The organism is Polynucleobacter victoriensis, assembly GCF_900187875.1.
GTDB classification, from domain to species: Bacteria; Pseudomonadota; Gammaproteobacteria; order Burkholderiales; family Burkholderiaceae; genus Polynucleobacter; species Polynucleobacter victoriensis.
This window is the reverse complement of record NZ_FYEX01000001.1, coordinates 414,316-428,641: the sequence shown is the minus strand read 5'-3', so window position 1 is coordinate 428,641 and position 14,326 is coordinate 414,316. Positions and strand designations below refer to the sequence as shown.

The window sequence follows — 14,326 nt, the reverse complement described above, 5'->3', positions numbered from 1 at the left end:
ATCATGACTGCGACTCAATTGAACATTCCTTTTGAAACGCGCGGCATAGAGTTTGTATTAACAACGCAGCAAGACCAAATTATTAATCTGCAGAAAATGCAGGAACATCTACGCAAATACTCTTTGTGGGATTGCGTCAATCATGATAGTTTTGAGACTAATGGCACCTATTACAACCGTTTCTCTCTAAAGCAATCATATAAAGATCAGTGGGCGCCTAACTGGGATACCACTCGCTTATATGCGAGCATGTTCATTGATGGTCGTGACAATAAAGACGATTTGGATAAAGAAATCTTGGTGGCCATGTTATTGGCGACTATTCCTTTTACATTCCCAAGCTACGAAGAGCTGATTTCAGCTATTCACATCAGACATTACGTAGTAGATGCTGGTTATCGTGCTGCTTTGAACTTCGATACTGAAGCGGCCGAGCGACCTACTGATTACTGGCATTACGATGAAGAGGCTGGGTTTTTGCTCAACAAAGGCAAATCTATTATTGATGCCTTGGTCAAAGCTACGCAGCCAGAGGATATTAGTCAGGCCTATTCATTTTCTTGCTACAGAGCTACTGAGTACGTCATTCTGCTGAGTATTGCTAAAGAATTAAAAAATGCTAATCCTGCTTTATTAAAGCGACTCGAAGAACGTTCAGAAAATAGAGCGATTAGGTCTGGTGAGTTTCATGAGGTTTTTTTAAAGGAATATGGCTCAATAGACAATCCATTCCCAATGAAGTATTACGTTCCTGGTGATCGCGTTTGGTTCCGCAATCCTGATGACCGTTCCTCTGATATTTCTGGGTATGAAGGTTCTTGGGTGATATATCTAGGGCATAACCTATTCACTAATTTCTGGAAACGAGATCAGCCTTTCACACTTGAAACAAAGTGTGTAGAGGTATATCACTGGAAAGATGGCGCATACCTTGATGCCCATGGTGAGTTGCAGATGAATGAATCAATTGTTGAGTCATGTGTGACAGAATCCATGAGTGACCCACAGACATACAAGATGATTATTGAGCGCATGATGCGTTACCGCGACCCAAAAGGTGTTTACGATCAGGGTGGCTGTATTGATACTTCTAGAGAATCGCCACGTTTGGTCTGCGTTGGCACATCTGATATCACTATCCCAGATTAAAAACTCACTAAATCTCACTTTTTCGAGATTACTTTGTTGTAGGAATTTTCTGATTCTTTTGTAGGAAATTTCTTATTCTTGTGTAAGAAGAAATGACACCGTATCCACAAGACCCTTATCTTTGCTGAATCTTCAAAATAACCCTCTGACATATTTGTCAGATTAAATATATTCAATATTTATTAGCCATATACAACGCAGTACATGGCTCCTATTCTGCTCACTCTATTTTCCGATTGATAACTAGAGGAGAGAAATGGTGCATGACAACCATGGTTTAAAGAGAAGTCTACAGCCGCGACATATACGTCTGATGGCATTAGGGTCCACGATTGGCGTAGGACTATTTTTAGGTTCGGCAACGGCTATTCAGTTGGCTGGCCCATCCATTATTTTGGGTTACATATTGGCTGGTTTAGTTGCTTTTATTGTTTTAAGAGCTTTGGGTGAGATGGCTGTACATGAACCAGTCGCTGGTTCTTTTGCTCACTATGCTGGTAGATACATTGGACCGCTAGCAGGTTATTTGGTTGGTTGGGGTTATTGGACTTATTGGATTGTGGTGGGCTTAGCTGAAGTCACTGCAGTTGGCGTTTATATGACCATGTGGTTTCCAGATGTGCCTCAATGGATTTGGGCTCTCAGCTCCATCATCGCCATGGCAGGTATTAATTTTGTTGCCGTAAAGGTTTTTGGCGAATTTGAGTTCTGGTTTTCTCTAATCAAAGTCGTTGCGATTATTTGCATGATAGCAATTGGTTGCGCCATGATTTTCTTTGGTCTTGGTAATGGTGGTGAGCCAATTGGTATGGCTAATCTTTGGCAGCACGGGGGCATTTTCCCGAATGGAGTGGGTGGATTCTTACTCTCATTGCAAATGGTCTTGTTTGCCTATGTTGGTATTGAAATGATAGGTTTATCTGCTGGAGAAGCCGAGAACCCAACTAAAACAATTCCGATGGCGATTGACTCTTTGGCGTGGCGTATTTTGATTTTCTACGTTGGCGCATTGTTTGTGATCATGGCCATCTTCCCGTGGCATCAAGTTGGTCAACAAGGCAGCCCATTTGTAGCAATGTTTGAGAGCATGGGTTTGCGTGAGGCTGCTGGGGTGATTAACTTTGTGGTGATTACCGCAGCTTTGTCATCTTGCAATGCAGGCTTATTTAGTGGCGGACGCTTGTTGTTGGGCCTATCAAAAGTAGGTAATGCTCCAAAAATATTTTCTGAGTTATCTACTGCAGGTGTGCCTGCCAAAGCCATTGTGATGACTGCCTTATTACCCACATTGGGCGTGGCATTGAACTACTTTGTGCCAGAGAAAGCATTCCAGTGGATCACCGCCGCTGTGACCTTGATTGGTCTGTTGGTATGGATTGCGATCTTGTACACGCAAATTCGTTTCAGAAAATCTTTATCTAAAGAAGAGGCGGGTGCTTTGCCATACAGAGCCATCTTGTGGCCATACGGTTCTTGGTTTGCCATTTTCTTTGTGGTCTTTGTGATTGGCTTGATGGCTTATTCAGAAATGACCCGTATGGCTTTCTATGTGGGGCCACCGATTTTGATTGGTTTAACAGTTTTGTATTTTGTTTTTGGTTTACATAAAAAAGAGAGGAGAACATCATGATTGTGGGAGTGCCTAAAGAAGTTAAAAATCACGAATACCGTGTTGGCTTAACACCAGACTTAGTTAGTGAGTTAAAGCGTTGGGGTCACGACATCTTGGTTGAAAGAAAAGCTGGTGAGGCAATAGGTTTTATGGATGAGCATTATGTGATGGCTGGTGCATCCATGGTGGATTGCCCTAAAGATGTATTTGCGCAAGCTGATATGGTGGTTAAAGTCAAAGAGCCTCAGCCAGAGGAGTGCATGATGTTGAGATCAGGACAAACTCTGTTCACCTATTTGCATTTGGCGCCTGACCTGAATCAGACTCAAGCCCTGATTCAATCTAATGCAATTTGCATTGCTTATGAGACGGTTACAAGTGCTAACGGTAGATTGCCTCTTCTAGCTCCTATGAGTGAGGTGGCTGGCAGAATGTCTGTACAAGCGGCTGCACATCATTTAGAAAAATCAAATGGTGGGCGAGCGTTATTGTTGGCTGGCGTACCTGGAGTGTCCGCAGCAAATGTGGTGATTTTGGGTGCTGGGGTAGTAGGTAGTTCAGCTTTACAGATGGCGGTAGGTTTGGGGTCTCATGTAACTATTTTGGATAAAAACATTGATCGCTTAAGAGAGTTGGACGCTATCTACGGCAATAGAATCAATACACTCTATTCAAGTATGGCTGACATTGAGCGTTCAGTCTTAAGCGCTGATGTCGTGATTGGTAGTGTTCTAGTACCGGGCGGGTCGGCGCCTAAATTAGTCACGAGAAAGATGGTCTCTGAAATGAAACCTGGTTCTGTGATTGTGGATGTGGCAATTGACCAAGGAGGTTGTTTTGAAACATCTCATCCAACTACCCATCAAGAGCCCACTTATCAGATTGATGATGTGATTCATTATTGCGTTGCAAATATGCCTGGCGCAGTAGCTAGAACATCAACAATGGCTTTAACAAATGCCACCGCACCATTTATTTTGGAGTTGGCTAATAGAGGTGTTCATCAAGCACTAAAGGCAAACCACCATTTATTAAATGGGTTGAATGTCTATCAAGGTAATGTGACTTGTGAAGCGGTTGCAAGAGCTCATGGATTAGACTACGTGGCACCTGCGGCAATTTTGCATTGAGCAAAATAAAGAAATAAGTCACTCAACAAAAAGCCTCATATCTAATATGAGGCTTTTTTCATAGAACTAAAAATTTAAGATCAAACTCAAACCTAAGCTCAAACTTAAGCTTGATGATATTTCTGAATCAAATCTACTTCGTTTTTTGAGCCCAAAACAACAGAAACACGTTGATGTAGTTTTTCTGCTGGCAAAGTCATGATACGTTCTTTGCCATTAACAGATGCTCCGCCGGCTTGTTCAATTAAAAAGCTCATTGGGTTGGCCTCGTACATCAAACGCAGCTTGCCTGGTTTGCTTGGGTCACGTTTATCCCATGGATACATGAATACACCACCACGGCACAAAATGCGATGCACATCAGCCACCATAGAAGCAATCCAACGCATGTTGAAATCTTTTTGACGTGTGCCTTCAACGCCAGCAAGACACTCATCCACATAGCGTTTAACTGGTTGATCCCAGTGACGCATATTCGACATATTGATGGCGAATTCTTTGGTATCAGGAGATATTTGAATATTCTCTTTGATTAATAAGAACTCACCAGTTTCGTGGTCCAAGGTAAACATATGGACGCCTTGACCGGTGGTGTAGACCAAAGTTGTTTGTGGGCCGTACACGACATAACCTGATGCCACTTGGTCAACGCCAGCTTGCAAGAAATCTTTCTCGGTTAAATCGCCAGCTGTCTTTTTCTTCAGGATAGAGAAAATCGTACCAATCGATACGTTGACATCGATATTGGATGAGCCATCGAGTGGGTCAAATAGTAGTAAAAAACTGCCATTCTTGTTGGCAGGGAAGATTGTTTCCATTTCTTCTGAGGCCATGCCTGCCAATGTGGCATCTTTACCGCAAGCTTCTAAAAGAATGTCATTGGAGATGATGTCTAGTTTTTGTTGAGTTTCACCTTGCACATTGCCACTGCCTGCCGAACCAATAATTCCAGCGAGCGCACCTTGTTCTACCTGTTTGGCAATTAATTTGCAGGCATTGGCTACTGATACGAGTAAAGATGCTGGAATATTGGCATCTTTGCTGCCTAGTGAGGTGATGTGCTGTGTAAAGGTGGTGCCTTGCGACATATATTTCTTTCTAATCAACTATTAAGTGCTTTTTGAATCACTTCAGCTACATCTGAAGATAAATTCATTTGCTTAGATATGAATTCTAGTGCTGATTTCATATGAACTTGATAATTTGGTGCAAATTGTTTCCAGCGATCCAGAGCTCTTGCCAATCTGGCTGCCACTTGGGGATTGATGTGATTGAGTTCAATCACATGCTCTGCCCAAAATTGGTAGGTTTCTGCAGAAGGTTGATGGAATGCGCCAGGATTATTCATGCAGAACGCATGAATCAAGCTACGAGCTCGGTTAGGGTTTTTAATATTAAAGTCTGGATGCTTTCTGAGCGCTAAAACATTTGTTAGAACGGCGCTTGTATCTTGAAGATCAATCTGACGGGTGGCTTGTAAAGCAAACCACTTATCAATCACCAAGGCGTCTGATTTAAATTGCTCATGGAAGTTGCTCAAGCATGCCTGTGCATGACTTAATGAGAAATTCACTAAAACTGCTAGAGCACCATATTGATCAGTCATGTTGTTGGCTGATTGGTATTGTGCAAAAGCGATGTCATCAGTCTTTGTATAACCGCTATCTGCCAACATATTCAAAGCCAAGTTTTTCAATGATCGTTTGCCGGCACTTTTGGCATCTGGTTTATAGCTGCCTGGAGTTTGATGTTCTTGGTAAGCCCAGAGCCAATCATCTTGTAATGCAGTGGCTAGCTGCCCACGAACTTGACGACGTGCTTGATGAATCGCTTGAGGATCAATCACGCTCACTTGTTCGTACAGATAACTCTCAGCAGGCAATGTAAACAATAAATCCTTAAAGGCTGGATCTAAAGCAGCATCACGCAAAATTGCTCTGAGCGCTGATACAAGCTCGGCGTCTAGTGCCTTACCATTAAGGATGCTTCTCATGAAAAGCTTTTGCGCAGCTTCCCAGCGATTGAATGCATCATCATCTTCTTTTAGCAAGATGAGCAATTCAGATTCGGGTTGCTCAAAATCTAGAACAACCGGTGCAGAAAAGTTTCTGTTGATCGATAAAACAGGCTTCTTAGAAAGTCCTGGCACTGTAATTGTTTGTGATGATTCTGTTAGTTCAAATAATTGTTCTGAACTTGCTGAGTCACCAATCAAACGGTACAGCAATGGGATATGAAAGGGCTCTTTTTTATCTTGTCCTGGAGTCGCTGGGCAAGATTGAGTCAATGTCACTTGGTAAGTGCCTGATACAAATGATTCTTCTACTTTCACGCGTGGAGTACCTGCTTGGCTATACCAACGCTTAAATTGTGTGAGGTCTTTTTGATTGGCATCTGCCATCGCTGCAACAAAATCATCACACGTGACTGCTTGACCATCGTGACGCTTGAAGTACAAATCCATGCCTTTGCGAAAACCCTCACGACCTAAGAGAGTTTGTTGCATGCGCACAACTTCAGAGCCCTTTTCATAAACAGTGACTGTGTAGAAGTTATTGATTTCTTGGTAACTGTCTGGGCGAATAGGGTGAGCCATTGGGCCAGCATCTTCTGGGAACTGTACTTGGCGTAATACACGAACATCTTCAATTCGTTTGACTGCTCGACCAGATTCACTGCCCATTTGATCCGCTGAAAACTCCTGATCTCTAAAAACAGTCAGACCTTCCTTAAGGGATAGTTGGAACCAGTCTCTGCAAGTAACGCGATTACCTGTCCAGTTATGGAAATACTCATGAGCTACAACGCTCTCAACGTTGCCGTAATCAACATCACTGGCAGTCTCTGGTTTGGCTAAAACAAACTTAGTGTTAAAGATATTTAAGCCTTTATTTTCCATGGCTCCCATATTGAAGTCGCCAACTGCAACAATCATGAAGCGATCAAGGTCAAGTTCTAAGCCAAAGCGCTCCTCATCCCACTTGATTGAGGCAATCAAAGAGTCCATAGCATGCTCAGTTTTATCTAAGTCTTTGGATTCAACCCAAACTTGGAGGAGTTTCTCTTTGCCTGATTGGCTCTTAATGGTGCGTTGAATGGCTTGCAGCTTGCCTGCAACTAGCGCAAATAAATACGATGGTTTAGGAAACGGATCTTGCCAAACAGCGCTGTGCCAACCATTGCCTAACTCTTCTTGTTTGATTAAGTTCCCGTTCGATAACAATACAGGGAAATCATTTTTAAGAGCGCGCAGTGTTACCTGGTAAGTGGCCATCACATCTGGGCGATCTAAGAAGTAAGTGATTCTGCGAAAGCCTTCTGCCTCACATTGCGTGAAGAAGTTGCCATTGGATACATACAACCCCATTAGGGTAGTGTTTTTTTCTGGTGCGTTGGCGCTAGTGATGCTTAGTTCAAAGTTGTCTGGCAAATTATGCAGTGTCAAACTTTGTGGGGTTAATTCATATTCGCGAATAATTTCACCGTTGACGCGCACGCTGACCAACTCTTGTTCTTCACCATGTAATACCAATGGTTGATTTTGGCTACCAGCACTTCTTTGCATCATCATGCGATTGACCACAATCGTTCTTGCTGGAATGAGTGCAATATCTAAGTCAACTGATTTGATGGTGAAAGCAGGTTCTTTGTAATCACTTCTCAAAAAAGTAACTGGTGTTTCTGTTCGTGCCATCAGGTGTCTCTCTAATTATTTAGTGGTGCTGTTGTATCTCATTAATACTGAATCAATAAAGTGCCCACACCAATTGCTATAAAAATAATTGCAGCAATGCTGTGAACCCATTTGATTGGTAAAGCCCTAGTAAATTTCTTGCCCAACCAAACAGCAGGAGCATTTGCAAGCATCATGCCAACCGTTGTGCCTGTTACCACCGCCAGTAAATCATCATAGCGAGCTCCTAAAGCCACAGTAGCGACTTGGGTTTTATCTCCCATTTCTGCCATGAAAAATAATGACGTGGTGATTGTGAAAACTTTCCAACTATTGTGTGTGGTGGGCGTGTTTTCATCGCCGTCTAACTTATCTGGAATAAGTAGCCATAGACCTAGGGCGATAAATCCAGCACCCAGGATCCAACGCATCACATCAGGGCTTAGCCATGCAGAAATGGCGCTACCTAAAAGGGCCGCTAGGGCATGATTCAAAATAGTGGCAATAAAGATGCCCCCAATAATGGCCCAGTGATGATCTTTGTACTTAGCGGACAGCATTAAGGACAAAAGTTGGGTTTTATCCCCGATTTCAGCCAAGGCAACAATGCTTGTGGCTAACAAAAAATAATTAAAATCCATTTAAAAACAATAGGTTATTGGATTAAATCCAATTTAGTTAAAAACTATCATAAAAATTAATAAATACAATTTAACTATCAATCTGTTTTAGACATAAACTACGCCCGTCTAGTTTGATAGCTACCAACGGTCAATTTTTACAACGTAGATAGCTATCGTAACCGACTTAGAAGTTCAATCTATCGATAGGAGTGAAATATGCCAACATTAAAAGGTAGTAAAACTGAACAAAGCTTGAAAGACGCATTTGCGGGTGAGTCTCAAGCTAACCGTCGCTATTTGTATTTCGCGAACATGTGTGACATCGCTGGTGAGAATGATGTTGCAGCATTGTTCCGTTCTACAGCTGAAGGCGAAACAGGCCATGCACATGGTCACATGGAGTTTTTGATTGAAGGTGGCGCAGGTGAGCCTGGTACAGGTATGCCTGGTCGTACACCAAAAGAAGCTCTAGAAGCAGCTATTCATGGTGAAACACACGAGTACACAGATATGTATCCTGGCATGGCCAAGATTGCTCGTGAAGAAGGTTTCGATGAAATCGCTGACTGGTTCGAGACTTTGGCAAAAGCAGAGCGTTCACACGCTAACCGCTACCAAAAAGCTCTTGAGGCACTAGGTGCTTAATTAAGGCTTTTTAAGGAGCTCTGAGGTTTTGACCTCGGAGCTCTCATAAAGAGTCTTATTAATCGAAAATTTCCCAAACAACAACTACAAAAGGAAGAGATCATGAGTCAACGTGAAGGTAACTTAGAAGCTCCAACCAGACACCCATTAGATTGGAAGAATCCTGATTTTTATAATCAAGATTCTCTCAATGCGGAAATGGAACGCGTCTTTGATATTTGTCATGGCTGTCGCCGTTGCGTGAGTCTTTGTGGCTCATTTCCGACGCTCTTTGATCTAGTTGATGCCACTGCAGATGGTGAGGTTCATGGTGTTGATAAAAAGGATTACGACAAAGTCGTCGATCAATGCTACTTGTGTGATCTTTGCTACATGACTAAGTGCCCATATACGCCGCCGCATGTTTGGAACTTAGACTTCCCGCACTTGATGTTGCGCGCTAAGGCAATCAAACATAAAAATGGTGAAACCAGCTTCAGAGATAACGTTTTATCTTCAACAGATAAATTAGGTAGCTTTGCGGGTATTCCAATCGTCACGCAAACCGTGAATGCTGTGAACAGCACTAAGGTGATGCGTAACGTGATGGAAGCAACTTTAGGCGTTGATAAAAATGCTTGGATTCCTAGCTATGCGCCACAAACTTTTAAGCAAGTGGCAAAAGAGTCAGCTGCATGGCCAGTTAAAGATGGTGAAAAAACACCTGGCAAAGTGGCTGTGTACTCAACATGCTTTATCAACTACAACGAGCCAGGCATTGGTCAGGATTTATTGAAGCTATTGGCTCACAATGAGATTCCATACAAGTTGGTAGAGAAGGATGCTTGTTGCGGTATGCCTAAGTTAGAGTTGGGTGACCTTGAGTCTGTGGCTAAGAATAAAGATATCAATATTCCACAATTGGTGAAGTTGGCCAGAGAGGGTTATGCCATCGTCACCCCAATCCCATCATGCACATTGATGTTTAAACAAGAATTGCCATTAATGTTCCCAGATGAAGAAGATGTGCAATTGGTGAAAGATGCGATGTGGGATCCGTTTGAGTACTTTATTGCACGCAATAAAGATGGTTTGCTAAAAACTGACTTTAAGGTTGAGTTGGGTAAAGTGAGTTACCACGTGCCATGTCACTTGCGTGTACAAAACGTGGGTAAGAAAACTGCAGAAACTCTACAAATGATTCCTGGTACTGAGGTGAATGTGGTCGAGCGCTGCTCTGGACATGCTGGTACTTGGGGTGTCAAAAAAGAGTTCCACAAGACTGCGATGAAGATTGGTAAGCCAGTATTTAAAAACATGGCAAGCACAGAACCAGACTTCATTAGTTCTGACTGTCAGTTGGCTGGTCATCACATTGAACAAGGTATTGAAGAAAACGGCATGAAGAAGTCACAAATGGCTCATCCGATTTCTCTTTTGGCTAAGGCTTATGGCCTTTAATCAACATTATTAGGAGTGGGTAGATGGAGACAACAATGGGAAAAATTAAGCGCGAAGAACTCTTAACATTAGAAGCTTATTACAAAGCGCGCCCAGAGATGCGTCAGCAAGCAATTGCAGAACGCAAAAAGAGAACAGTCATGTTAGGAGAGCATCTCAATATGATTTTCGAGAGTAAATTCTTGATGCAGTATCAAATACAAGAAATGTTACGTGTTGAAAAAATCTTTGAAGATGAAGGTATTCAGGATGAAATGGATACCTACAATGCTCTAGTGCCTGATGGCACGAACTTCAAAGTAACCATGAAGTTGGAGTATGTCAATGAAGCAGATCGCAAGATTGCTTTAGCCAAACTGATTGGTGTGGAAGATCGAGTTTTTGTTGAAGTAGAAGGGCAACCTCGTGTCTACGCCATTGCCAATGAAGATCTTGATCGTACAACTGCAGAAAAAACATCATCAGTTCATTTCTTAAGATTCGAGTTGACTGATGATATGAGAAAGTCATTAAAAGGCGGGGCGCAGATGAAGGTGGGCTGTGATCATAAAGAATATCCATTCCACGTTGAGTCTTTACCTGCAGAAACCTTGGCTTCATTGATTCAAGATCTGAATTAACAAGCTAATTAGTAAAAATAAATAATGCCGCTGATGCGGCATTATTTATTTCCAGCCTAATTCTCGATGAATAAACTTCTTGGCTTGATCTGATTGAGGGTGTTTAAAAAAGTTTTCTGTATTCGAAACTTCTAAACACTGACCATCTGCTAAGAAAACAACCTGATCGGACAGTGATTGCACTTGGCCAAGATGGTGAGACGTAAATATCACGCCGCATCCTTCTAGAGCCAGATTTTTAATAATGGTCTCTACTTGCTCCGTGGTACTAGGATCAAGATTGGCGGTTGGTTCATCGAGCAAAATCACTTGAGGGCGTTGCAATTTTGCGCGGGCTAAGCTTAAGCGTTGGCGTTCTCCGGCAGAGAGCTTAAGGGCAGATTGATTTTTTAAGTGGCTCAAGCCTACAGATGCTAACGCTGAGTCAATATCACTTTCAGTAATTTTGGTGTTTGATGAGCTATCTCTCACCATGGCTAAGTTACAGCGAACACTGGCCTTGATAAGTGGTGTGTGATGAAGCACTAAAGCAGAACCTAATTGCTGAGAGCCTGGTGAGTAACTACCTTCATCAGCTTCTATCAAACCATGTAATAGTTTTAATAAAGTTGTTTTACCTGAGCCGTTAGGACCTATGACTGCTGTGATCCCAGTAGTTGGTATGTGTGCCGTAATAGATAGTATCTGGCGTTCATCCCTAGAAACGCTGATGTCATGCAGGGTAATCATCGGTTGGATATTACCCATAGCGACGCTCGGCAATTGATTTAATGACAGAAGTCATTAAATTAGCAAAAAGAACTACCCCCAGTAAAACGATGCCCAGTGCTAGAGCCAAAGGTAAATCACCTTTGCTGGTTTCAAGTGCAATAGCAGTTGTCATGGTGCGTGTAGCGCGGTCGATGTTGCCGCCAACAATCATTACAGCGCCGACTTCGGAAATCGCTCTTGCAAAGCCGGCAAGTAAGGCAATCGATAGGGAAAAACGGCAATCCCACATCAGCCACTTTAGTTTTGCTAAAACTGGTAAGCGTAGTGCTGACATTGTTTCTCCGTGGATATGCCAGGCATCCTCAATCGTTTGGCGAGTCAGGGCTGCAATCAGTGGTGTGGTGAGGACACTTTGTGCCAGCATCATCCCCTTGGGCGTGAACAACCAGTTCAACTCGCCAAGTGGACCAGTTCTTGAAAGCAGTAAATAAATGACTACCCCAACAATCACCGTTGGAACACCCATTAGGCTATTGAGAACAACTACGATGCCTTGCCTGCCTGGAAAATTTTTAATGGCGATGAGGGCACCCAAAGGCATGCCAATCACACAGCCAATCACAAGTGCGGTGAGACTTACTTGTAAAGAAACAAAAACAATACCAAGTAAATTGGCATCCATTGTTTCTAACAGAGAAAAAGCATCGCTAAAAGCTGTGAACATGACGCTAGCTTAATGGTTTTTCAGCCCCGCATGAGAGCGGGGCTGAAAGATTAGGAATAAATGCTACAAAAGTTAATAATTATTGTTAGTAATTATTTGGCGTTAGGGAAGAATAGTTGTTCCCCGCCCACTTGGTAGCTAGCAATTGTGGCTTGACCTTCTTTTGAGATGATCCAGTCAATGAATGCTTGACCCTCAACGTGTTTCACGTGTGAGTGTTTACGCGGGCTAACTAACATCACGCCATATTGATTAAATAACCTTGGATCACCTTGCACCAAAATTGCTAGGTCGCCACGGTTTTTGAATGTGAGCCATGTAGCACGGTCTGACAAGATGTAACCATTCATACCAGAAGCGGTATTAAGAGCGGGACCCATGCCTGAGCCAGTTTCTTTGTACCAAGGTTGTGTTGCTGAAACATCAACACCAGCAGCCTTCCAGTAACGTAATTCAGCAGCGTGTGTGCCGCTCTTGTCGCCACGTGACACAAATGCTGATTTGGAATCTGCAATCTTTTTAAGCGCAGCTTGAATATCTTTGCCGCCATTAATTTTGGCTGGGTCAGCCTTAGGGCCGATGAGTACAAAGTCGTTGTACATCACTTCAATACGGTTTGGCGCAAAACCTTCTGCTACAAACTTTTCTTCAGCAACTTTATCGTGAACAAACACAACATCTGCATCACCGCGGCGACCAATATCGAGCGCTTGGCCAGTACCAACCGCTACCACTTTGACCTGAATACCTGTTTTTTTCTCAAAAACAGGTAATAAATGTTTGAATAAACCAGATTGCTCTGTCGAGGTTGTAGAAGAAACCACAATGCTCTTTTGAGCATTTGCCAAGCTAATGCCTGAAAAAGCAAAAATAGCCAAAACACTTAGTCTTAAAACGGAACGTCGTTTCATATTGTCTCCAAAGTAAATATAGCTATATCATCAACAAACATTTAGACATTATCAATATGCAACAAATTTCATATGCAAATTAAGATAAAACCGAGCGTTCATATCCATAGAAAGCACCAAAGGCTTACCGATACCATCGATTTGACTTGGGTGGCGGGTCTATTGAGGGGGGTTCAGGATGGTAGATCCTTGCAATCTGCAGCTGAGATCATGGATATGTCTTATCGAACTTTGTGGAATCGTTTGAAAGCCGCAGAAAAAGCCTTGGATTGTCGATTGTTAATGAGTGTTAAAGGCCATGGCTCAACATTAACAACTGCAGCTAGCACGCTATTGCAAATTGTTGATGAGGTTGAAAAAGAATTTGCCGGTGTTAGCAAAGAGCAAGAGAAACGCCTGCAGGCAAGGTTAGAGCATTTGAATGACGATGATCATAAAAAGTGGTTGTTGTGTGCAAGTAATGACCCAATTCTTGAAGACGCCATTAATGATCTAAATGCTTTTGAGTTGCGCACGATGGGCTCCGGCCAATCATTAGAGCGCTTGCTTTCAGGAGACGCTGATTTGGCAGGTTTTCATGTGCCAGATGATGACAGTATTGCTGAAGTTCGTAAGCGCCTATCCTCAGAAGGGGTGCAGGCATATCCAGTGATGCGCAGAAGCCAAGGTTTGATTGTGGCGAAAGGCAATCCTTTAGGGATTAAACAGTTAAAAGATTTGGCTAGACCTGAAGTTAGGTTTATTAATAGACAACGTGGTGCTGGCACTCGTCAGTTGCTAGATAAGTTATTGGATGCACAAGGCGTTGCAGCACAAAAAATTAAAGGCTATCAACGAGAAGAGTTCACACATACTGCGATTGCAACGGCCATTCTTGCTGATACTGCAGACGTTGGTGTTGGTCTGAAGAGTGTTGCCATTGAGTATGGTTTAGGCTTTATTCCGCTTGGTGATGAAACCTATTTCTTGGCAATGTCACCACTCATGATCAAGCGCAGTGCTGTCAGTGAATTGATTCGAAAAATCAGAGCTGCAGCCGGATCCAAGCCAGGCTATCAAGAAGTCAAACTACGACAAAAGAAATAATT

General features: G+C 42.7%; 13 protein-coding genes. 7 read left to right on the top strand and 6 right to left on the bottom strand.

The features are described 5' to 3' along the window. Positions 1 to 3: 3 nt before the first annotated feature. The 3 genes from CFR83_RS02235 to ald all read left to right on the top strand — a co-directional run bounded on the left by CFR83_RS02235 (position 4) and on the right by ald (position 3,891). On the top strand, positions 4 to 1,149 hold the full coding sequence (locus tag CFR83_RS02235) for a hypothetical protein (RefSeq protein WP_088812355.1): 1,146 nt from the start codon (positions 4 to 6) through the stop codon (positions 1,147 to 1,149). Between the two features lie 256 nt (positions 1,150 to 1,405). Then, the gene (locus CFR83_RS02230) at positions 1,406 to 2,779 is read left to right on the top strand and encodes an amino acid permease (protein WP_088812353.1); all 1,374 of its coding nucleotides are present in this window, start codon (positions 1,406 to 1,408) and stop codon (positions 2,777 to 2,779) included. Beyond that, the gene (ald, locus tag CFR83_RS02225; RefSeq protein ID WP_088812352.1) at positions 2,776 to 3,891 is read left to right on the top strand and encodes an alanine dehydrogenase; all 1,116 of its coding nucleotides are present in this window, start codon (positions 2,776 to 2,778) and stop codon (positions 3,889 to 3,891) included. Before CFR83_RS02230 ends, ald begins: the two co-directional genes overlap by 4 nt. A gap of 104 nt (positions 3,892 to 3,995) precedes the next feature. On the opposite strand, the gene CFR83_RS02220 is transcribed toward ald, so the two are convergent. The 3 genes from CFR83_RS02220 to CFR83_RS02210 are packed head-to-tail and all read right to left on the bottom strand — an operon-like array spanning position 3,996 to position 8,205. Next, entirely contained in the window at positions 3,996 to 4,979 is a 984-nt protein-coding gene (locus tag CFR83_RS02220) for a class 1 fructose-bisphosphatase (protein ID WP_088812350.1), read from the bottom strand. A 14-nt stretch (positions 4,980 to 4,993) separates the two neighbouring features. Beyond that, complete coding sequence (gene pepN / locus CFR83_RS02215) at positions 4,994 to 7,585, bottom strand: aminopeptidase N (RefSeq protein WP_088812348.1); 2,592 nt, start codon at positions 7,583 to 7,585, stop codon at positions 4,994 to 4,996. A gap of 41 nt (positions 7,586 to 7,626) precedes the next feature. Continuing rightward, entirely contained in the window at positions 7,627 to 8,205 is a 579-nt protein-coding gene (locus CFR83_RS02210) for a TMEM165/GDT1 family protein (protein ID WP_088812346.1), read from the bottom strand. A gap of 198 nt (positions 8,206 to 8,403) precedes the next feature. Here CFR83_RS02210 and CFR83_RS02205 point away from each other — a divergent pair, with 198 nt between their 5' ends. The 3 genes from CFR83_RS02205 (at position 8,404) to CFR83_RS02195 (ending at position 10,892) form a co-directional block, all read left to right on the top strand. Next, entirely contained in the window at positions 8,404 to 8,832 is a 429-nt protein-coding gene (locus tag CFR83_RS02205) for a rubrerythrin family protein (RefSeq protein WP_088812344.1), read from the top strand. Between the two features lie 102 nt (positions 8,833 to 8,934). Beyond that, on the top strand, positions 8,935 to 10,272 hold the full coding sequence (locus CFR83_RS02200) for a (Fe-S)-binding protein (protein ID WP_088812342.1): 1,338 nt from the start codon (positions 8,935 to 8,937) through the stop codon (positions 10,270 to 10,272). Between the two features lie 23 nt (positions 10,273 to 10,295). After that, entirely contained in the window at positions 10,296 to 10,892 is a 597-nt protein-coding gene (locus CFR83_RS02195) for a DUF3501 family protein (RefSeq protein ID WP_088812340.1), read from the top strand. A 45-nt stretch (positions 10,893 to 10,937) separates the two neighbouring features. Here the strand turns inward: CFR83_RS02195 and CFR83_RS02190 are convergent, their stop codons facing one another. The 3 genes from CFR83_RS02190 to CFR83_RS02180 all read right to left on the bottom strand — a co-directional run bounded on the left by CFR83_RS02190 (position 10,938) and on the right by CFR83_RS02180 (position 13,238). Next, on the bottom strand, positions 10,938 to 11,639 hold the full coding sequence (locus CFR83_RS02190) for an ATP-binding cassette domain-containing protein (RefSeq protein ID WP_088812338.1): 702 nt from the start codon (positions 11,637 to 11,639) through the stop codon (positions 10,938 to 10,940). Beyond that, on the bottom strand, positions 11,632 to 12,327 hold the full coding sequence (locus CFR83_RS02185) for an ABC transporter permease (RefSeq protein WP_165765036.1): 696 nt from the start codon (positions 12,325 to 12,327) through the stop codon (positions 11,632 to 11,634). The genes CFR83_RS02190 and CFR83_RS02185 overlap by 8 nt, the downstream gene beginning before the upstream one ends. Positions 12,328 to 12,419: 92 nt before the next feature. Next, positions 12,420 to 13,238: an ABC transporter substrate-binding protein gene (locus CFR83_RS02180; protein WP_088812336.1), complete on the bottom strand. Its 819-nt coding sequence runs from the start codon at positions 13,236 to 13,238 to the stop codon at positions 12,420 to 12,422. Positions 13,239 to 13,310: 72 nt separating this feature from the next. Between CFR83_RS02180 and CFR83_RS02175 the strand changes: the two genes are divergently transcribed. Beyond that, positions 13,311 to 14,324 (top strand): substrate-binding domain-containing protein, encoded by a 1,014-nt coding sequence (locus tag CFR83_RS02175; protein WP_088812334.1) that lies wholly within the window; start codon positions 13,311 to 13,313, stop codon positions 14,322 to 14,324. Positions 14,325 to 14,326: the final 2 nt, after the last annotated feature.

What these genes read in the sequence shown, in the direction of transcription:
- CFR83_RS02235 (WP_088812355.1), top strand. Translation starts at nt 4, where the DNA reads ATGACTGCGACTCAATTGAACATTCCTTTTGAAACGCGCGGCATAGAG.
- CFR83_RS02185 (WP_165765036.1), bottom strand. Translation starts at nt 12,327, where the DNA reads ATGTTCACAGCTTTTAGCGATGCTTTTTCTCTGTTAGAAACAATGGAT.
- ald (WP_088812352.1), top strand. Translation starts at nt 2,776, where the DNA reads ATGATTGTGGGAGTGCCTAAAGAAGTTAAAAATCACGAATACCGTGTT.
- CFR83_RS02210 (WP_088812346.1), bottom strand. Translation starts at nt 8,205, where the DNA reads ATGGATTTTAATTATTTTTTGTTAGCCACAAGCATTGTTGCCTTGGCT.
- CFR83_RS02205 (WP_088812344.1), top strand. Translation starts at nt 8,404, where the DNA reads ATGCCAACATTAAAAGGTAGTAAAACTGAACAAAGCTTGAAAGACGCA.
- CFR83_RS02220 (WP_088812350.1), bottom strand. Translation starts at nt 4,979, where the DNA reads ATGTCGCAAGGCACCACCTTTACACAGCACATCACCTCACTAGGCAGC.
- CFR83_RS02200 (WP_088812342.1), top strand. Translation starts at nt 8,935, where the DNA reads ATGAGTCAACGTGAAGGTAACTTAGAAGCTCCAACCAGACACCCATTA.
- CFR83_RS02175 (WP_088812334.1), top strand. Translation starts at nt 13,311, where the DNA reads ATGCAAATTAAGATAAAACCGAGCGTTCATATCCATAGAAAGCACCAA.
- CFR83_RS02180 (WP_088812336.1), bottom strand. Translation starts at nt 13,238, where the DNA reads ATGAAACGACGTTCCGTTTTAAGACTAAGTGTTTTGGCTATTTTTGCT.
- CFR83_RS02190 (WP_088812338.1), bottom strand. Translation starts at nt 11,639, where the DNA reads ATGGGTAATATCCAACCGATGATTACCCTGCATGACATCAGCGTTTCT.
- CFR83_RS02195 (WP_088812340.1), top strand. Translation starts at nt 10,296, where the DNA reads ATGGAGACAACAATGGGAAAAATTAAGCGCGAAGAACTCTTAACATTA.
- pepN (WP_088812348.1), bottom strand. Translation starts at nt 7,585, where the DNA reads ATGGCACGAACAGAAACACCAGTTACTTTTTTGAGAAGTGATTACAAA.
- CFR83_RS02230 (WP_088812353.1), top strand. Translation starts at nt 1,406, where the DNA reads ATGGTGCATGACAACCATGGTTTAAAGAGAAGTCTACAGCCGCGACAT.